17 protein-coding genes are annotated in these 17921 nt (G+C 65.7%); 6 read left to right on the top strand and 11 right to left on the bottom strand.

Annotation, left to right across the window (positions count from 1 at the left end):
- Positions 1–2 precede the first annotated feature (2 nt).
- The 9 genes from J2W36_RS04650 to J2W36_RS04610 all read right to left on the bottom strand — a co-directional run bounded on the left by J2W36_RS04650 (position 3) and on the right by J2W36_RS04610 (position 9002).
- Complete coding sequence (locus J2W36_RS04650) at positions 3–704, bottom strand: ABC transporter ATP-binding protein (RefSeq protein ID WP_307688514.1); 702 nt, start codon at positions 702–704, stop codon at positions 3–5.
- Positions 701–1420 carry an ABC transporter ATP-binding protein gene (locus tag J2W36_RS04645; RefSeq protein ID WP_307688513.1) on the bottom strand — a complete coding sequence of 240 codons (720 nt, stop codon included), beginning with the start codon at positions 1418–1420 and terminating at the stop codon, positions 701–703. The genes J2W36_RS04650 and J2W36_RS04645 overlap by 4 nt, the downstream gene beginning before the upstream one ends.
- A gap of 1 nt (position 1421) precedes the next feature.
- Positions 1422–2675, bottom strand: a complete 1254-nt coding sequence (locus J2W36_RS04640; RefSeq protein ID WP_307688512.1) for an ABC transporter substrate-binding protein — start codon at positions 2673–2675, stop codon at positions 1422–1424.
- Between the two features lie 43 nt (positions 2676–2718).
- Positions 2719–3792 (bottom strand): maleylacetate reductase, encoded by a 1074-nt coding sequence (locus J2W36_RS04635; RefSeq protein ID WP_307688511.1) that lies wholly within the window; start codon positions 3790–3792, stop codon positions 2719–2721.
- 7 nt (positions 3793–3799) lie between these two features.
- Positions 3800–4777, bottom strand: coding sequence for a Bug family tripartite tricarboxylate transporter substrate binding protein (locus J2W36_RS04630; RefSeq protein ID WP_307688510.1), 978 nt, complete (start codon positions 4775–4777; stop codon positions 3800–3802).
- An 18-nt stretch (positions 4778–4795) separates the two neighbouring features.
- Entirely contained in the window at positions 4796–6259 is a 1464-nt protein-coding gene (locus J2W36_RS04625) for an aldehyde dehydrogenase family protein (RefSeq protein ID WP_307688817.1), read from the bottom strand.
- A 101-nt stretch (positions 6260–6360) separates the two neighbouring features.
- Positions 6361–7368 (bottom strand): hydroxyquinol 1,2-dioxygenase, encoded by a 1008-nt coding sequence (locus tag J2W36_RS04620; protein ID WP_307688509.1) that lies wholly within the window; start codon positions 7366–7368, stop codon positions 6361–6363.
- 26 nt (positions 7369–7394) lie between these two features.
- Positions 7395–7907: a cupin domain-containing protein gene (locus tag J2W36_RS04615; RefSeq protein ID WP_307688508.1), complete on the bottom strand. Its 513-nt coding sequence runs from the start codon at positions 7905–7907 to the stop codon at positions 7395–7397.
- 147 nt (positions 7908–8054) lie between these two features.
- Positions 8055–9002: a LysR family transcriptional regulator gene (locus tag J2W36_RS04610; RefSeq protein ID WP_307688507.1), complete on the bottom strand. Its 948-nt coding sequence runs from the start codon at positions 9000–9002 to the stop codon at positions 8055–8057.
- Between the two features lie 250 nt (positions 9003–9252).
- Here J2W36_RS04610 and J2W36_RS04605 point away from each other — a divergent pair, with 250 nt between their 5' ends.
- Together J2W36_RS04605 and J2W36_RS04600 are read left to right on the top strand one after the other, a co-directional pair.
- Positions 9253–10338: a ThuA domain-containing protein gene (locus J2W36_RS04605; RefSeq protein ID WP_307688506.1), complete on the top strand. Its 1086-nt coding sequence runs from the start codon at positions 9253–9255 to the stop codon at positions 10336–10338.
- A 34-nt stretch (positions 10339–10372) separates the two neighbouring features.
- A complete protein-coding gene (locus J2W36_RS04600) occupies positions 10373–12586 on the top strand; it encodes an outer membrane protein assembly factor BamB family protein (RefSeq protein WP_307688505.1) in 2214 nt (737 codons plus the stop codon).
- Positions 12587–12611: 25 nt separating this feature from the next.
- Here J2W36_RS04600 and J2W36_RS04595 read toward each other — a convergent pair whose 3' ends face one another.
- The gene (locus J2W36_RS04595; protein ID WP_307688504.1) at positions 12612–13394 is read right to left on the bottom strand and encodes an IclR family transcriptional regulator; all 783 of its coding nucleotides are present in this window, start codon (positions 13392–13394) and stop codon (positions 12612–12614) included.
- Between the two features lie 249 nt (positions 13395–13643).
- Here J2W36_RS04595 and J2W36_RS04590 point away from each other — a divergent pair, with 249 nt between their 5' ends.
- A complete protein-coding gene (locus J2W36_RS04590; protein WP_307688503.1) occupies positions 13644–14027 on the top strand; it encodes a VanZ family protein in 384 nt (127 codons plus the stop codon).
- A 41-nt stretch (positions 14028–14068) separates the two neighbouring features.
- On the opposite strand, the gene J2W36_RS04585 is transcribed toward J2W36_RS04590, so the two are convergent.
- On the bottom strand, positions 14069–14977 hold the full coding sequence (locus J2W36_RS04585; RefSeq protein WP_307688502.1) for a LysR family transcriptional regulator: 909 nt from the start codon (positions 14975–14977) through the stop codon (positions 14069–14071).
- A 171-nt stretch (positions 14978–15148) separates the two neighbouring features.
- Between J2W36_RS04585 and J2W36_RS04580 the strand changes: the two genes are divergently transcribed.
- From J2W36_RS04580 to J2W36_RS04570, 3 genes are read left to right on the top strand one after another with little or no spacing between them, the layout of a single operon-like run.
- On the top strand, positions 15149–16114 hold the full coding sequence (locus J2W36_RS04580) for a 2Fe-2S iron-sulfur cluster-binding protein (protein ID WP_307688501.1): 966 nt from the start codon (positions 15149–15151) through the stop codon (positions 16112–16114).
- A gap of 25 nt (positions 16115–16139) precedes the next feature.
- On the top strand, positions 16140–17399 hold the full coding sequence (locus J2W36_RS04575; RefSeq protein WP_307688500.1) for an aromatic ring-hydroxylating dioxygenase subunit alpha: 1260 nt from the start codon (positions 16140–16142) through the stop codon (positions 17397–17399).
- 5 nt (positions 17400–17404) lie between these two features.
- Positions 17405–17920, top strand: a complete 516-nt coding sequence (locus J2W36_RS04570; RefSeq protein WP_307688499.1) for an aromatic-ring-hydroxylating dioxygenase subunit beta — start codon at positions 17405–17407, stop codon at positions 17918–17920.
- The last annotated feature ends 1 nt before the right edge of the window (position 17921 follow it).

The raw sequence follows: 17921 nt of genomic DNA, 5'->3' as shown, positions 1-17921 counted from the left end.
ATTCAGACGCCGAAATAGGCCTGTGCGATCTGTCCGCGCGTGAGCGCATCGGAGCGGCCCTGCAGCGACACCCGCCCCTCCTGAAGGCAGTAGATGCGCTGCGACACGCGCTGCGCCATCGTCACGTCCTGCTCCACGATCACCACCGTCATGCCTTCGCCGGTGATGGTCGGCATGGCCGCGTAGATCTCGCGCACGACGATGGGCGCCAGGCCGAGCGACAGCTCGTCGCACAGCAGCAGTTCGGGGTTGCTCATCAGCGCGCGGCCGAGCGCCACCATCTGCTGCTGGCCGCCGGACAACGAGGTCGCGGGCTGCCGGCGCTTCTCCTGCAGGATTGGGAACAGCGCGTACAGGCGTGCCAGGTTCCATGGCCCCGACCGGCGCGTGGTGGCGCCCATCAGCAGGTTCTCCTCCACGCTGAGGCTCGGGAACAGGCGCCGGCCTTCCGGCACCAGCGCCAGGCCACGCCGGACGATCTCGCCCGCAGGCAGGCCGCCGATGGCCTCGCCCTTGAATCGCACGGCCTCGCGCGGTGCGCGCACCAGGCCCGCCAGGCACTTGAGGAAGGTCGATTTGCCGGCCCCGTTCGCGCCGATGACGGCGACCAGTTCGCCCACCGCCAGTTCGAAGTCGATGCCGAACAAGGCTTGCGCGTCGCCGTAGAAGGCCTGCAGGCCCTGTGTGGTGAGCAGCGCGGTCATGCGTCGATGCCCATGTACACGCGCTGCACCTCGGGGTCGTTCATGACCGCGTGCGGTTCGCCTTCGGCGAGCTTCTGGCCGAAATTGATGACAAGCAACCGATCGGCCAGCGCCAGCAAGGCATGCACGACATGCTCGATCCAGATCATGGTCACGCCCTGCGCCTTGATGCGCTTGAGTTCGTCGACCAGTTGCCTGGCCTCGTGCTCGGTCAGGCCGCCGGCTATCTCGTCGAGCAGCAGCAGGCGGGGCCGCGTCGCCAGTGCGCGCGCCAGTTCCAGCCGCTTGCGGTTGAGCAGCGTGAGGCTGCCTGCCGGCTTGTTGGCATGGGCCATGAGCCCCGTCTGGCCCAGCACGTCGTGCGCGGTCTGCCACGCCTCGTCCTCGGGCTGCTGCCCGCCGAAGCAGGCGGCGGTCACCAGGTTCTCGAACACGCTCATGTTGCCGAAGGGCTGCGGCACCTGGTAGCTGCGGCCGATGCCCGCATGGCAGCGCTGGTGCGGCTTGAGCGCGGTGATGTCGCGCCCCTCGTACTCCACACGGCCGGCATCCACGCGCACGTCGCCCGAGATCAGGTTGAAGAGCGTCGTCTTCCCCGCGCCGTTCGGCCCGAGGATGCCGAGCGTCTCGCCCTGCTGCACCGCCAGCGTGATGTCGTCGGTGACCTGGAGCGCGCCATAGGCCTTGCTGACCGCATGAAGGGCGAGAAGCACCATCTCAGAGCAGCTTCAGCGTTCCGCCGGTCGGAATGTTCTTCGCCAGTTCGTTGTTGACGATGGTCAGCTCGACCTTGTACTTGCTGCCCTTGTTCCACTGGCCCAGCACGAGCGGCGTCTTGCTGACGTTCTTCATCGGGCCCGCGCCGCCCCACTTCACCGGGCCGACCACCGAATCGATGGCCGTCGCTGCCACCGCATCGCGCACATCGGCCGGCTTGAGCGACTTGGCGCGCGACAGCGCGCTGGACGCCACCTCGAACAGCGCATGCGCAAAGCCGATCGGCTGCGTCCACTGCTTCTTCGTGCCCGCCTCGTAGGCCTCGGCCAGCGCCCTGGCGCTCTGCTTCGTCAGGCTCGACGTGTAAGGGTGCGAAGGGCTCCACCAGACTTCGGTGGACAGGCCGTGCCCGAGATCGCCCAACGCCTCGATCGCACCCGGGAACAGCAGCGCCTTGCCCAGCGTGATGACCTTGGGCTTGAAGCCCTGCTGCTTCGCCTGGGTCAGGAAGGTCTTGGCGTCCGGCGGAATCACCACGCCGGTGACGATCTCCACGCCGTCGCGCTTGAAGGCCGCGATCTGTGCCGAGAAGTCCTGCGTGCCGTTCTGGAAGCGGCCGGGGTCGGTGAGCGTGAAGCCCATCTGCGCCAGTGGCTTCGGGAAGCCAAGTTCCTTGTCGCCCCAGGCATTGCCATCGCCGTCGTTCGGAAACAGCCCGCCCACCTTCTTGTTGGTGGTCACCGTCTTCCAGCCGCTGGTGTAGGTGCCGATGACATCCTCCAGACCCCAGAACAGGTGGTACGTCCAGTTGAAGCCCTTGGCCGGATCGCCCTTTCGGCCGAAGAACCACGGCTGCCAGGGCACCACCGTCGACACGCAGGGCACCTCGTTGAGTTCACACGCGTCGCTCACCGGGTTGGCCGTCTCGGGCGTGCCGGCCGTCAGGACCAGTGCCACCTTGTCCTTGAGGATCAGGTCGTTCGCCACCTCCCCCGCACGGTTGGGGTTGGACTGGCTGTCCTTGAGCACGATCTGCACCGCGTACTGTCGGCCACCGACGCTGATGCCGTCTTTGAAGGCCGTCTTCATCTGTTCGATGACCCACTTGTCGGCCTCGCCGAAGGGTGCGAGCGGGCCGGTCTGCGGCGACACGTAGCCGATCTTCAGCGTATCGGCCGCGAACACGAGCGGGCTCGCGCCGGCCGCCACCAGGGCGGCACCGGCCTGGGTGAACTGTCTGCGATTGAGGGTCATGGCTGTCTCCTTGTTATTGAGTCTGCGAACGGGAAATGCGGAATCAACCGGGGGGCGCACCGGCCCAGGCACGCTGCAGCAGCGCACGCAGGGCGTCGCGCTCGGCAGGGCCGAAGGGTCGCGGATTCCAGTACGGGTTCTGCACCGCGATGTCGGCCGCACGATCGATGTCGTCTTCCTTCATGCCGATGTCGCGCAGCGCGATGGGTGCGCCGTTGGCACGGGCCAGGTCCTGCACGCCCTGCGGGGCGGTCGGCGTGCCCAGCGCACGGGCGATGCGCGCCATCGCCTGCGGTGCCGCCGCGGCGTTGAACGCCAGCGCATGCGGCAGCACCACCGTGTGTACCTCCGCATGCGGCAGGTTGAAGCTGCCGCCCAGCGTGTGGCACAGCTTGTGGTGCAGCGCCATGCCGACGCTGCCCAGCACGCTGCCGCAGAGCCAGGCGCCGTAGAGCGCATCGCTGCGCGCGTCGATGTCGTCGGCCTGGGCACGGATCGCCGGCAGCGCGCGCGCCAGCGCTGCAATGCCCTCCTCGGCCATCAGGTCCATCACCGGATTGCCATCCCGCGCGTAGAGCCCTTCGGCCGCATGCGCGATGGCGTTGATGCCGCTGGTCACGCTCAGGCCCACCGGCAGCGTGCGCGAGAGTTCGGGGTCGTAGATGACGGTACGCGGCAGCACGCGGACGTCGTTGCCGGTCTTCTTCAGGCCCTGCTCGGTGAGCCCGTAGATGGGGGTCATCTCGCTGCCCGCGTAGGTGGTTGGGATGGCAACGATCGGCAAGCCCGAATCGAGCGCGATGGCTTTGCCCAGACCGGTGGTCGAGCCGCCGCCAATGGCCACGGCACAGTCCGCGCCCAGACGCTGCGCCTCGGCGCGCGCCTCGCGGGCCGTCTCGATCGGCACGTGCATCACGGCGCGGTCGAACACGCCCGCCGCACGGGCGCCGAGCATGTCGGCCACGCGCTCGGCCTGGCCGCGTTGCTCGGGCGTGCAGAGCACCAGCGCGCGGCGTGCGCCCAGTGCGTCGATCTCCCGCGCCAGGTGTTGCAGCGCGCCCGCACCGAACACGACGCGCTGCGGACGGGTGATGTGGATGAAGTCGCGAGCGCTCATCGCCTGCCTATTCGAGGCTGAGCTGACGCTCGCGCACCAGCCGCGTCCACTTGGCCTGCTCCTGCTTCAACGCGGCGCCGAACTCCTCGGGTGTGTTGGCGATGCCGGTCAGGCCCTGCTCCTGCAGTCGCGCGGCAAAGGCGGGGTCGGCGACGATCTTGTGGATCTCGGCCTGCAGCCGGTCGACGATCGGGCGTGGCGTGCCGGCCGGTGCCAGCATGCCGACCCAGGAATTCACCTCGAAGCCAGGGTAGCCGCTCTCGGCCACGGTCGGCGTGTCGGCATAGGCACTGACCCGCTTCGCCCCGGTCTGCGCCAGTGCGCGCAGCTTCCCGGCCTTGACATGGGGCTGCGCCAGCACGGCCGACAGGAACATCATCTCGACCTGCCCGCCCAGCAGGTCCTGCTGCGCCGGGCCACCGCCGCGGTAGGGGATGTGCGTGACGAAGGTACCGGTCTCGGCCTTGAAATACTCGGCCGTCAGATGGTTGCTGGAGCCCGGCCCGACGCTCGCGTAGTTGTAGCGGCCGGGCTGCGATTTGAGCAGGCTGACGAAGCTCTTGAGGTCCTGGGCCGGCACCTTGGGGTTCACCACCAGCACCAGCGGATTGCTCGCGATCTGCGTGACGGGTATCAGGTCCTTCGCCACGTCGAAGCTGAGCTTGGGGTAGACCAGCGGATAGGTCGCATAGCTGTCGAACACCATCAGCAGCGTGTAGCCGTCGGGCGCGGCGCGGGCGACTTCCATCGAGCCGACCGTGCCGCCGGCGCCGCCCCGGTTGTCGATGATCACGGTCTGGCCCAGCGCCGCCTGCAGCCGCGGCTGGATCTGCCGCGCCACGTTGTCCACGATGCCGCCGGGCGGAAAGGCAACGACCAGCCGCACCGGCTTGCTCGGCCAGGCTGGCGTCTGGGATTGCGCTGGCATCGACGCGCCCACGAGGAGTGCGCAGGCCACCAGGCAACGAAGAAGAATCGAATTCATGGCGAGTTGGCTCCGGGTTCAGCGCTTGAAGTGCGGTGGAATCTGCGCATCGACATTCACCCAGACGCTCTTGACCTGCGTGTACTCGCGCATCGCATCGAACCCCATCTCGCGGCCGTAGCCGCTCTGGCCCACGCCGCCGAAGGGCGACCCCGGGTTGACGCGCTTGTAGCTGTTGATCCAGACCATGCCTGCATGCAGGTCGCGCGCCATCTTGTGGGCACGCTGCAGGTTGGACGTCCACAGCCCGCTGCCCAGCCCGTAGTCGGTGCCGTTGGCGATTTCCATCGCCTCGGCGTCGTCCTTGAAGGTGAGCACCGTCACGAACGGGCCGAACACTTCTTCCTGCGCCACACGGTCGCGGTAGGAACGTGCACGCACGATGGTCGGCTCCACATAGCAACCGCGCGCCAGTTCGCCACCCGGCGCCTTGCCGCCGACGAGCACCTCGCCCCCCTGCTTGCGCGCCACGTCGACATAGGCCAGCACGCGGTCGCGGTGCAGCGCGCTCGTGAGCGGGCCCATCTCGGTCTCGGGGTCGAGCGGGTTGCCGAGCCGGATCGACTGCGCCAAGGGAATGAACTTGTCGAGAAAGGCGTCGGCAATCTTCTCGTGCAGCACCAGCCGTGAGCCGGCGATGCAGGCCTGGCCCTGGTTGTGGAAGATGGCCCAGGCGCTGCCATTGACGGCGGCCGGCAGGAAGGCGTCCTCGAACACGATGTTCGGCCCCTTGCCGCCGAGTTCGAGCTGCACCTTCTTCAGGTTGCCGGCGCTGGCCTCGACCACGCGGCGACCGGTGGCCGTGCTGCCGGTGAACGCCACCTTCGCGATGCCCGGATGCTCGGCGATGTACTGCCCCACCACGCTGCCGAGGCCCGGCACCATGTTGACGACACCGTCGGGCAAGCCGGCCTCCTGCATCAGCTCGGCGATCCGCAGCGAGCTCAGCGGCGTGATCTCCGAGGGCTTCATCACGATGCAGTTGCCCGCCGCCAGCGCGGGTGCCATCTTCCAGCTGGTGAACATCAGCGGGAAGTTCCACGGCACGATCTGGCCGACCACGCCCACCGGCTCGCGCAGCGTGTAGTTGAGGAAACCAGCCTCGACCGGAATCGTCTCGCCCTGGAACTTGTCGGCCATGCCGCCGAAGTAGCGGAAGCAGGCAGCGGTGCGCGGCACGTCGAGCGCGCGCGAGTCACGGATCGGATGACCGGTGTCCAGCGATTCGAGCTGCGCCAGTTCCTCGGCGTTGGCCTCGATCAGGTCGGCGAGCTTCAGCAGGATGCGGCCACGGTCGGCCGCGGCCATGCGGCTCCAGGCCGGGAAGGCGCGCGTTGCGGCGGCCACCGCACGGTCGACATCGGCCTTGCCGGCCAGCGCCACATCGGCGATGGTCGTGTTGTCGTGCGGATTGAGCGTGGCCAGGGTTTCGCCGGACTCGGCATTGACGAAGCTCCCGTCGATGAAGAGCTGGTGGCGGATGGAAGCTGAAGGCATGGGTGATCCTCTCCCTCCCAGTCGGCAGGAGGGTGGCGGTGAGCGGCGATGGCGAGCGGCGTCGGCGACGCCGCAGGCGGGGGGCGTCAGAACTGGACAGGGACCTCGGGGCTCTCGCCCTTCTGGATTTCATAGACCAGCGTCGGCGAACCGTTCTCCCACACCAGCAGCATCGAACGCTTCGGGCTGTAACCTTGGTGGCGGCAGTAAGCCGGCATGGCCGACATGTCACCGGCCTTCATGATCACGCGCGCCATCGGCTTGCCGGTGCTCTTGTCGGCGCAGTCCCAATGGATCTCGTCGGTCATCTGGAAGAACCACTCCACACGATCATTGCCGTGAATGATCGGCAGGATGTGCTCCTCGGTGGTCGGGCACATGAAGCTGTGCTTCACCACCGAAGTGAAGCTCGGGTTCCACGTGACCTGCGAGCGGCTCAGGAAGCCGAACAGGCTGAACGCGTGCACGTCGTTCTCGAAGCCGGGCTCCGGGTGAAGCTCGGGCTGCGCCTGCGACACGTCGGCGAACGCCCGGTTGACCGGTGCGCCGCTGGCATCACTGCGCAGATCCAGGTCACCCTTGAGGCCGACGCAACGCGTCGCGAGTTCACGCGCGCGGGTGACCTTGGCCGTGTTGTTGCCGTTCTTGCGACCGTAGGGCGAGCCGGTCTCCTGCGGCGCCGAGAACGGGTCGAAGGTTTCATTCGTCCAGTCGTCGAGCATCGCCTCGAAGGTGGCGCGAATCTGCGCCGTCGGAAAGTTCTCCAGCAGGTCGATGCCCGCTTCCTTCATCGTGCCGTTGAAGCTGCCGGCATAAAGGTCGACCGACTGGTAGTGATTGACCGTGCCGAACACATGGTCGAAGTTGACCCAGCCATAGAAGAAGCCCCAGGCCACGTCGCGCATCAGCGCGCGCAGGTAGTTGCCGGCGTCCATGGTGTGGCTCATGGGTCGACCGTCGCGTGTCTTCCAGGTGATGTGGACGAAGTATTCGTCGCGTCGGAAGTCGAAGCTGCCGAGCGAGAAGTCCTTGTAGCCGAGCGATGCGTTCGGCTGCGATGCGATGACCTTGGCGAGTTCTGCAGGTGCGTTCATGGTGTTCGTCTCCGGTGTTCGGTCGTTCAATGCGTCTGGCAGATGTCGGCCCACTTTTCGACCGAGAGTTCGCCCTTGCAGGTCTGCAGCACGATGACGCCCGGTTCGCCGGGCGTGCGGAACTGATAGGCCGTGTTCTTGGGCAACAGGCCCTGGTGGCCGCGCGACAGCTTCATCCAGCCCATCTTCTTGCCCACCGGCTCACCCTGAACCAGGACGGCACCGTTCTTGTCGGCGTCTTTCAGGGTTTGCGACGCATCGAGCTGGACCAGGTGCACCTCGACCTCCCCGTCCATGACCAGTGCGAACTCGTCGTGCGCGCAGGTGTACCAGGGCGACGTGCCTTCGGCACGCAGCGTTTCGAGAACGTAGATCTGGTTCTGGCCAAAAACGACCTTCTCGTAGGGCGCGCTGTGGTTTGCGATCTCGAAGCAGTTGGAGAAGGCGTAGTGCCGAACGTCGTCGGCGATCGGCTCGACACGGCCTTTTTCATACTGCTTGAGCGAGCCGAACCGGGTCTGGTAAGCGATTTCCGTCATGAGTGTGTCTGCGTGGCGTTGAGCACATCGGTGTGCGATGGGTTGAACTCTAAGAGCCACGCCTGCTCGGGGGTAGGCCCCGAATGCAGACCGCATTGTTCGCGAAATCCGGTCAATCGACGGGGTTAACCCGCAAGCGACACCGTCTCAGTCGGTGATCACGTCGGGGGGCAGGATCCCTTTTGCAATCATGTCTGCGTCCCACTGCGGCACTTTGCTGAACGCGCCGGCAATGTGTTCGATGAAGAGTCGAAGCTTGAAGTCGTTGCGCGAGGTGCCCGCATAGACCGCGCTCAGCGAGAACGACGACAGCAGGTGATCCGGCAGCACCACCTGAAGGTCGCCGCGCAGGATCGCGTCGCCTGCCACCAGGGTCGGCAGGCACACGATGCCCGCGTGCTCCAGCGCGTACTCGCGCAGCAGATGAACGCTGTTGGTCAGCAGCGCCGCATTCATGTAGAGCGTGACATGCTCGGGGCCATGGTGGAACGTCCACCGGTCGCGCGTCGGGTAGCCCGAATAAAGGCCGAGTGCGTGCTTGTGCAGGTCACGCGGGCTCTTCGGCACGCCGGCCTTGCGCAGGTACGCGGGCGTCGCGCAGAACACGCGCCGCACCGGGAACAACGGGCGCGACACCAACTCGGTGGAGGCAGCAGGGAAAATCTGCAAGGCGCAATCAACGCCGACCTTGACCGGATCGACCACGGCATCGCTGACGATCAGCTCGAGCCGGATATCCGGGTAGTTCACCTGGAACTCGTGCAACAGCGCGGCGAAGTGGCCGAGCACGAAGCCCGTCAGCGCATGGATGCGCAAGATGCCTGCAGGCCCGGCGCGCGCGCCGCGCATCTGGTCCATGATGTCGTTGGCCCGCCCCACCAGATCGGTGCAGTCGCTCAAGAAGGCCTGGCCCACCTCGCTCAGCCGCACGACCCGCGTGCTGCGGTGGAACAGCGGCGCACCCACATGCTCCTCGAGTTGCTTGACGCGGCTGGTAACCACCGACCTTGCCAGACGCAGCTGCCGTGCCGCTTCGGCAAAGCTTTGGGTCTGCGCGACGCGCACGAAGATCTCGATGTTCTCAAGCCGGTCCATAAGGACCCAATGTAGCCGCAACCCCACGGCCTGGGGCGGCGAGTTCGATGCGAGGCGCGACCTCCTCTCCGATTAGGAAGGGATTTCCATAATGAAAATAAATTCCATTTCTTATAGGATGCCGAGGCCGGTTTCCTCCCTTGCGCTCTGAACGCCTTGCGGCGTCGATGGCATGCAGCCATGCAGGAAGTGCGAGACCGTGCCGTGCACTTCGTCCGCCCTTGCATCGCCCACTCCAAAGGAGACCTCATTGAAATCCCCCGCATCGTTGAGTTTCAACCTCGCCTCCACTGCTGCGCTCGCGCTGGCCCTTGCTGCATGCGGCGGCGATGGCGATGGCGGCGGCACGGCGCCTGCAGCAAGCACGCCATCAGCTACCCAGCCAGCCGAAGCAGAGACGACGCCGCCCACCACCACGCCGGTCACAACAGCCCCTACCGACCCGGTGACGCCCACCGACCCGGCCGTCGAGGTCGCCGACAAGAGCTTTGACGTGTACTACAACGTGTGCCGAGGGACGGATCCCAAGTGCTACAACAACTGGGGTGCCTTCGCCACCACGCCGGACCGCGTCCTGATCTATTCCCGGACGGCAGGACCGCGGCACGCCAACCTCGGAACGCCGATGGCCTCGGGCCTGAACCCGACGATGAATTCCGACAACATCATGCAGGCCGGCTTGGTGAGGATGCTGGGCGATGCCGGCATCACCGCAGACTGGACGGAGGACGTCGCCGTTCTGGGAAGCCGCATCAACAACTACAAGGCCGTCATCTTCGCGAGTTCGAATCGCGACACCTTGTGGAATGAGGCGGTGCCCACCAGCAACGATGCGGCACGCACGGCGCTTCGCAACTACATGCGACGCGGCGGCGGATTCGTCGGACTGCACAACGCTTTCGGTGCGGAATACAACTGGCCTTATTACGAGGGCCTGCTGGGCAATGCCAACTTCTACAACCATGGCCCGAACCGCTCGGGAGACGTGCAGATCATTGCCGACGACCCATCGACGCAAGACGTGCCTGCGCGCTTCACGTTCCAGGACGAGTGGTACAACCTCGCGCCGTTTCCCACCAACGTGAAGTTCCTGGCCAAGGTGGACACCGCCACGTTGCAACCGCTGACCGCGGCGCCTCATCCGGGTCATGCGGATTTCCATCCGGTGGCGTGGTGCCAGTACTACGACGGCGGCAGGGCCTGGCTGTCCACACTGGGCCACAACACCCATTCGTTCATTGCGAATTCGACGGGACCGGGTGCCGATGCGTTCCAGAAACTCGTCGTCCAGGGCGTCAAGTCTGCGATGGGCCTGACGCCTTTCTGCACCGAGTGATCGGCCTTGCCGAACACCGATCACGGAGACCACCATGAAACTCAAATCCCTGGCAGCGTTGCTGCTGTCATGCGGCGTTATCGCGTCACCCCTGCTGCTGCATGGATGCGGCGGCGACGACAGTCCGAGCCCGAGCGCCGGCTCGAATCCGGTCCCCGGCACGGGCAGCGAAGGCGGGGCCAGCACCAGCCCGCCATCGACGACCCCAGCCGTTGCCGCAGCGCTGAAGGACTGCTGCACGCCGGGCGATCAGGACTTCCCGAAAGTGGGTGGCAACCTGGGCAACCAGAATTATTCGATGCTCCAGAAGATCGGCAAGGCACAGGTCGGCCAGCTCGGTGGCGCCTGGGTCAACAGGATCGAAGGCGGATTGACCACGGGCACCAACCAGAGCACCACGGTCGTGGTCGACGGCGTGATCTACATCGAGTCCGCGCTGGGCAATGTGATTGCAGTGGACGGCAAGACGGGCGCGACCAAATGGAAATGGACCACGCCGCACGGCGTGGTCACGCGCCGGGGCGTGGCCGTGGCCAAGGAACTCGGCCTGGTCTACACGCTCGCCGGCGGCAATCGCCTGATCGCACTGAACAAGGACACCGGTGAGGTGGCCTGGACCAAGCAGTACCCGGGCAGCACCGAGACGGGCTTTGTCGGCGCCGTCCAGAAAGTGGCGCTGGTCTACCACGACAAACGGCTTTACATCGGCACCAACGACGGCAACCGCGGCGCCGCCTTCTCGGCCGACGCGATGAACGGCAGCGTGCTGACGGCCTTCTGGGGTGTGCCACGGGCGGGCGAGCGCGGCTACGAGACCTGGGGTGGCGCGCCGGAGTCGGACCGCACCGGTGCCACACCCTGGATCCACCCGGCGATCGACCCCGAACTCAACCTCGTGTACTGGACCTTCGGCAACACCCGGGGCGGCTCGTCCCAGAACGGGTCGACCCGGCCGGGCCAGAACCTCTTCGCCAATTCGATCGTCGCACTGGACCTCAAGACCGGTGAGTACAAATGGCACTTCCAATCGGTGCACCACGACATCTGGGACATGGACAACGTCATGGCGCCGGTACTGGCCGACGTGAAGATCGAGGGACGGGACCGCAAGGTCGTGATCTACGGCAGCAAGACAGGCATGTACTACATCCTGGACCGCAAGGACGGCAGCGCTCCACTGGGCATCGACGAGGTGGCGGTCAAACAGGACGTTCGACAGGCCACATGGCCGACACAGCCCATCCCGCGCCAAGGCGCGTGGACCGAAACCTGCGTGGTCGACCAGCCGCTGGGCACCGCCGTGCCGGGAGACCCGAACCGGGCGGTGCCCAACTATGCACTCGGCTGCCTCTACGATCCGCACTGGGACGTGCCGACACTGTCGGCGCCGGGCCATGGCGGGGGTGCGAACTGGAACCACCAATCGTTCAGCCCGGCCACAGGGCTGGTCTACACGGGCACAGGCTATGTGGCGGCGGCCCATTCACTGACCGAAGCCTCCAACGGCCTGCGTCCGCCGGGCGAGTACATGACCGGCGGCATCGTGGCCGTCGACCCGAGCACCAACCTGGTCAAGTGGAAGAAGTACATGCCCTACTCGCTCGCGCACGGCAATGGCATCCTGACCACCGCCTCGCGCGTGCTTTTCATCGGTCAGCCCGATGGCAATCTGCTGGCGATGGACGGCGACACCGGCGACGAACTGTGGCGCTTCCAGACGGGAGCGGCCATCAGCGCCAGCCCGGTCAGCTACGAGATCGACGGTGAGCAGTACATCGCGGTGTACGCCGGCGGCACCGGCATTCCCTACGGCGATTCGGCAGCGCGCGGCGACCACCTGTGGGCCTTCAAGGTGGGCGGGACCGTGCCACCCGCGGCAACGCCAACGGCGCCGGTCGTGCGTCGTCCGGTGTCGGGCAACGCGGTCGAAGGCGCAGCACTGCCCACGCCCTATACCGTCTACCTCGCCCGCGTGCAGACGGCCGCCAATGCGCCTGGCACGGCCGAATCGACGGCGGTGAATGCCATGACGCCGACCTGGATGCGGGTGCCGGTGAACACCGCCGTGACCTTCACCAATCCGGCAGACAACGCCAACACCCACTGCGCGACTCAGTTCTTCGAAGGCCGGTTCAACTTCCGATTGGCGCCGGGCGCTTCGGCGCAGCACATCTTCGATACGCCGGGCGAGTATTTCTACAACGACTGTCACAGCCCGCGGCCGACCGGCAAGATCGTCGTCTACTGAGTCCCACGACCGGCCATCGCGTCGTTCAGGCGGCGCGCTTTCTGAGCAACGCAGACGCGCCGCTCGCGCCTGCGAGCTGCTGGGTGGTTTCCAGCAGCGCAGGCGCCAATGCGAGCATGCGCTGCTCGGTCAGCCGCACCAAGGGGCCGGCTATGGTGACGACACCGATCACCGTGCCCGTGCTGTCGCGAATGGGCGCGGCCATGGCCGTCATGGCTGGTGCAAAAACCTCGATGATCATGCTGAAGCCGCGCTGGCGCGCCGCTTTCAGGTGACTGAGCAGCGCCTTGACCGAAGTGACGGCACGCGGCCCGAAGTCCTCCGGCTTGCCGAACCCCTGGCGTGCGACCAGTTCGAGCGCGCGCTCGTCGCTCATGGTGGACAGCCACGCATGACCCGCCGAGCTGCAGGACAGGTTGACCGAGAGACCCATGTCGGGGTCGTAGCGCAGGCCGCGTGTTGCGCCCTGCGCCTTGGCCACGAAGATGAGCTCGTCGCCGTCGACCACGCCCAGGCGCACCAGTTCGCCCGACTCCACGGCCAGCCGGTCAAGCAGTGGTTGCGCAACATCGACGATGCCACTCGCACTGAGAAAACCCAGGCCGAGCGACACGAGCTTGATGGTCAGCACGTAGTCGCCGTGGCTCTGGTCCTGCCGCACGTAGCCGCAGCGGATGAGTTCGGACAGCAGCCGGTGGGCGGCGCTCAAAGGCAGCTGCAGATCGGCGGCCAGCGCCGACAGGGCCTTGCCATGGGGATGGGCAGCGAGGTGCTCCAGGACCTTCAAACTTCGCTCGAGGGCACTCATCGGAATTCTTTCTGTGGATGTCTCAGATTACACCGTGCATGACAGCGACAAGCCAGGCGGCCCGCACGCCTCGCGACTGTAGCAAATGCCCAGGCCCATCGCCCCTCTGATGGAAAACATTTCCAATCAGTATCGCCAAGGGTTCCTACGCCGATCCATGTTGCGATCATTGCGCAGCGCTAAGCTATCGTTTTGCCCAACAGGACCCCGCTGCGTGAATCCCTCAGCCACGAACCCGAAGCCCGTGCCATGCGCCTGACCACATGGCGTTGTGCGCTGGCCCTGTGCATGGCCATGGTGCTGGTGCTGTCGCTGATGCCCCCCTCCTCCAGCATCCCCACCACGGGCTGGGACAAGAGCAACCATATGCTGGCGTTTGCGGTGCTCGCGCTGTTGTCGCACTGGGCCTGGCCTGGACGCACGGCAAGGGCACTGATTGCACTGCTGGCATTCGGCGGCCTGATCGAAGTGCTGCAGTCGTTCACGCCAGACCGGTACGCGGATTTCGCTGACCTGGTGGCCGATGGCATCGGACTGGCCGCAGGGGAAGTCATCGCGCGAATCGCCGTTCTCTGCAGGCCTGAATGGCGTGCGTCGGGCCGGCACGCCAGTTCCGCCCGGGACCCGGGCTGACGCATCTGCGCACTGCAGGTGTGCGTTGGCCGCATGGCTCGTCACAGCGCATCGGCATGGAGTTCGACGATCAGGCCACGCAACCACTGGCTGGCCGGGTCCTTCTGGTACTTGGCATGCCAGAAGAGGTTGATCGCGATCTGCGGCAATTTCACCGGATGCAGCACGTGACGCAAGCCAAAGGGCTGGGCCATGCGCTCGGCCAGCCGTTCGGGCACCGTGGCGATCAGTTCCGTGCGCTGGAGAATGTGCCCGATCGCCACGAAATGCGGCACCTTGAGCTTGACGCGGCGCTGCGGTGAGGCGTTGTCGAGGATCTCGTCGACCTGCCCGTGGCCGGTACCGGCTGACACCACGGCCACATGCTCGGCCGCATAGAAGTCGGCCTGCGTGATCCGCTTCTTGTCGAGCGCGTGCCCGGCTCTGAAAAGGCAGACATAGCGCTGGGCGAACAAGCGCCTTTGAAAGAAGCCCGCCTTCAACTGCGGCAACAACCCGATGGCAAGATCCACCTGCCCCGCCTCCATCGCATCCCTGAGGTTGACGGCGGTATTGCGCACCGTGCTGATCGACACCGCGGGCGCGACCACCTGGATACGCTGCATCAACTGCGGCAGGAAGTAGATCTCGCCGATGTCGGTCATGCCGATGGTGAAGCTGCGCTTGCTGGTTGCCGGATCGAACGAACTGCGCGCGTTGACGGCACCATGGATCATTCCCAGCGCATAGCCGATCGACTCGGCAAGCTGGTCCGCAAACGGCGTGGGCTGCATGCCGCTGGACGTGCGCAGGAAGAGTTCGTCGCCAAAGAGCTTTCGCAAGCGGGCCAACGCGTTGCTCACCGCAGGCTGGCCCAGCCCGAGGTTCTCGGCGACCTTGGAAACCTTGCGCTCCTTCAACAGCTGGTTGAAGACCACCAGCAGGTTCAGGTCGATGTCCTCGAGTTCCATCCATCCTCCATTGCACGCTTATTTCACTATTGATTTCAGTGATTAAGCGCATTGATCTCATTGCATTGACTGATTATCTCCCGGCACCGACGATGCATGCCGGAATCAGCCGCAGGACCCTTGACGGTCACCGGCCCGGCCCACGAAAGACAACGAGACAAGCAGAACAAAATGGACATCGTCGTGCATCCCCTGCAGCGCACCATGAGCGTTGAACCAGGCGTCAATCTGCTCGAAGCCCTGCGCGCCAACGACGTGCCCGTGTCGTACAGCTGCCTGGCTGGGCGCTGTGGCACCTGCCGCTGCCGGCTCATCGAAAGCCCTGCGCACCGGCCCGCCCTCGCGGACGACGAGGGCTACGTCCTCGCCTGCCAGACCTTTGTCACCGCGCCCTGCATCGTCGAGATTCCCGAACCCGACGAGGTGGTGGTGCACACCGCGCGGATCATCAAGGCGACCGTGGTGGCCATCGAGGACCAGAACCACGACATCAAGCGCCTAAGCCTGAAGCCGGCCAAGCCGCTGGACTTCTCGCCTGGCCAGTACGCCCAGCTGCAGTTCACGCCGGCACACATCCGGCCCTACTCCATGGCCGGGCTGCCGCAGGATGACACGCTGGAGTTCCACGTGCGACGGGTGGCCGATGGCCAGGTCACGGGCTACATCGCCGACACCCTGAAGGTGGGCGACGCCGTCCGCGTGAGCGGCCCGCTCGGCTCGGCCTATCTGCGGCGCAAGCACGAAGGCCCGATGCTCTGCGTGGCCGGCGGCACGGGCCTGGCCCCGATTCTGTCGATCGTGCGCGGCGCCATCGCCACGGGCATGCGCAACCCGATCCACCTCTACCTGGGTGTGCGTTCAGAGCGCGACGTTTATGGACGCGCCTGGCTGCACGACCTGCAGCGGCAGCACCCGGACCTGCATGTGCACGTGGTCCTTGCCGCCGGCCACGCCGCCGACTGCCGCAGCGGCCTGGTCACCCAGGCGATTGCACAGGACTGGCACAGCCTCGAAGGTTTTCGTGCCTATCTGTGCGGTGCGCCGCCCATGGTCGAGGCCACGACGCTGCTCGTGCGGCAGCTGGGCGTGAAGCCGCCACAGATCTACGCCGATGCGTTCTATGCGACCGGCCCCTGAGAACACCCACAAAGGAGACTTCCCCATGCCCGCCTCCCTCGCCACCTTTCCCGTGAAGATCCACTGGGAATCCGAAGGCACCAGCCGCATTCCCTTCATGGCCTACACCGATGCCGCGCAGCACAGGAAGGAACTCGAGCGGTTCTTCTACAACCGGCACTGGAACTACGTTGGACTCGAAGCCGAGATACCGAACGCAGGCGACTACAAGCGCACCGTCATCGGCGAGCGATCGGTCCTGATGGTGCGCGACGCCGAGGGCGACATCGGCGTGGTCGAGAACGTCTGCGCCCACCGCGGCATGCAGTTCTGCCGCGAACGCCACGGCAATCGCAAGGAATTCGTCTGCCCCTACCACCAGTGGAGCTACACGCTGCAAGGCGACCTGCAGGGCGTTCCCTTCCGCCGAGGCGTCAAGCAGGACGGCAAGGTCAACGGCGGCATGCCCGCAGACTTCAAGACCGCCGACCATGGGCTCAACAAGCTCAAGGTCGCCACGCGCGGCGGCGTGGTGTTCGCCAGCTTCGACCACGACGTCGAGTCGCTCGAAGACTTCATGGGTCCGGAAATCCTCGGCTACTTCGACCGTCTCTTCAACGGCCGCAAGCTCACCATCCTCGGCTACAACCGCCAGCGCATTCCTGGCAACTGGAAGCTGATGCAGGAGAACATCAAGGACCCCTACCACCCCGGCCTGCTGCATACGTGGTTCGTCACCTTCGGCCTCTGGCGTGCGGACAACAAGAGCGAGCTGAAGATGGACGCCAGGCATCGCCACGCGGCAATGATCTCCACGCGGGGCCAGTCGGGCAAGGCCGAACAGGTGACCCAGGTGTCCAGCTTCAAGGAAAGCATGGAACTGCACGACCCGCGCTTTCTCGACATCGTGCCCGAGCCCTGGTGGGATGGACCGACCGCGGTCATGATGACGCTGTTTCCGAGCGTCGTGCTGCAGCAGCAGGTCAACAGCGTCTCCACGCGCCATATCCAGCCCGACGGCCACGGGCACTTCGACTTCGTCTGGACGCATTTCGGTTTCGAGGACGACACACCCGAGATGACCCAGCGCCGCCTGCGCCAGGCCAACCTGTTCGGCCCTGCCGGCTTCGTCTCGGCCGACGACGGAGAGGTCATCGAGTTCTCGCAGCAAGGCTTCGAGCAGAAGCCCTTTCACCGCACGCTCGCCGAGCTAGGCGGGCGCGAGGTCGGCAACACCGACCACATGGTGACCGAGACGCTGATACGTGGCATGTACCAGTACTGGCGTGAAGTGATGGAGGCATGAACGACATGACGCCCACTCACACTCCCGCTTTGCCCGGCGCTGCGCCGCAGATCGGCTTCGAGGACTACGTTGCGATCGCTCGGCTCTATGCCGACTATGCCCAGGCCGTCGACTCCGGCGACTGGGACCTGTGGCCCGAGTTCTTCACCGAGGACTGCATCTACAAGCTGATCCCGCGCGAAAACCATGAGCGCGGCTTCCCGCTCGCCACCCTGTTCTTCGAAAGCAAGGGCATGCTGAAAGACCGCGTGTACGGCATCCGGGAAACGCTGTTCCACGACCCGTACTACCAGCGCCACGTGGTCGGCGCCCCGCTGCTGCGGGCTGCGGGCAGCGACCGCTTCGAAGCCGAAGCGAACTACGCCGTGTTCCGCACCAAGCTCTCGCAGGCATCGACCGTGTTCAACGTCGGCCGCTACATCGACGTAATCGTGCGCACGCCGCAGGGCCTCAAGTTCGCATCGCGCTTGTGCGTGTACGACAGCGAAATGATCCCCAACTCCATCATCTATCCGATCTGAG

Origin of the sequence: Variovorax ginsengisoli (assembly GCF_030811835.1) — a bacterium.
Lineage (GTDB): Bacteria > Pseudomonadota > Gammaproteobacteria > Burkholderiales > Burkholderiaceae_C > Variovorax > Variovorax ginsengisoli_C.
Note: the sequence above shows the minus strand (reverse complement) of the source record. Positions and strands in the feature narration are given on the sequence as shown.

Bases quoted from the DNA above. Each gene is read 5' to 3' on its own strand.
- J2W36_RS04630 (WP_307688510.1), bottom strand. From the start codon at position 4,777: ATGAATTCGATTCTTCTTCGTTGCCTGGTGGCCTGCGCACTCCTCGTG.
- J2W36_RS04620 (WP_307688509.1), bottom strand. From the start codon at position 7,368: ATGAACGCACCTGCAGAACTCGCCAAGGTCATCGCATCGCAGCCGAAC.
- J2W36_RS04590 (WP_307688503.1), top strand. From the start codon at position 13,644: ATGCGCCTGACCACATGGCGTTGTGCGCTGGCCCTGTGCATGGCCATG.
- J2W36_RS04580 (WP_307688501.1), top strand. From the start codon at position 15,149: ATGGACATCGTCGTGCATCCCCTGCAGCGCACCATGAGCGTTGAACCA.
- J2W36_RS04570 (WP_307688499.1), top strand. From the start codon at position 17,405: ATGACGCCCACTCACACTCCCGCTTTGCCCGGCGCTGCGCCGCAGATC.
- J2W36_RS04640 (WP_307688512.1), bottom strand. From the start codon at position 2,675: ATGACCCTCAATCGCAGACAGTTCACCCAGGCCGGTGCCGCCCTGGTG.
- J2W36_RS04645 (WP_307688513.1), bottom strand. From the start codon at position 1,420: ATGGTGCTTCTCGCCCTTCATGCGGTCAGCAAGGCCTATGGCGCGCTC.
- J2W36_RS04585 (WP_307688502.1), bottom strand. From the start codon at position 14,977: ATGGAACTCGAGGACATCGACCTGAACCTGCTGGTGGTCTTCAACCAG.
- J2W36_RS04600 (WP_307688505.1), top strand. From the start codon at position 10,373: ATGAAACTCAAATCCCTGGCAGCGTTGCTGCTGTCATGCGGCGTTATC.
- J2W36_RS04595 (WP_307688504.1), bottom strand. From the start codon at position 13,394: ATGAGTGCCCTCGAGCGAAGTTTGAAGGTCCTGGAGCACCTCGCTGCC.
- J2W36_RS04650 (WP_307688514.1), bottom strand. From the start codon at position 704: ATGACCGCGCTGCTCACCACACAGGGCCTGCAGGCCTTCTACGGCGAC.
- J2W36_RS04610 (WP_307688507.1), bottom strand. From the start codon at position 9,002: ATGGACCGGCTTGAGAACATCGAGATCTTCGTGCGCGTCGCGCAGACC.
- J2W36_RS04575 (WP_307688500.1), top strand. From the start codon at position 16,140: ATGCCCGCCTCCCTCGCCACCTTTCCCGTGAAGATCCACTGGGAATCC.
- J2W36_RS04615 (WP_307688508.1), bottom strand. From the start codon at position 7,907: ATGACGGAAATCGCTTACCAGACCCGGTTCGGCTCGCTCAAGCAGTAT.
- J2W36_RS04635 (WP_307688511.1), bottom strand. From the start codon at position 3,792: ATGAGCGCTCGCGACTTCATCCACATCACCCGTCCGCAGCGCGTCGTG.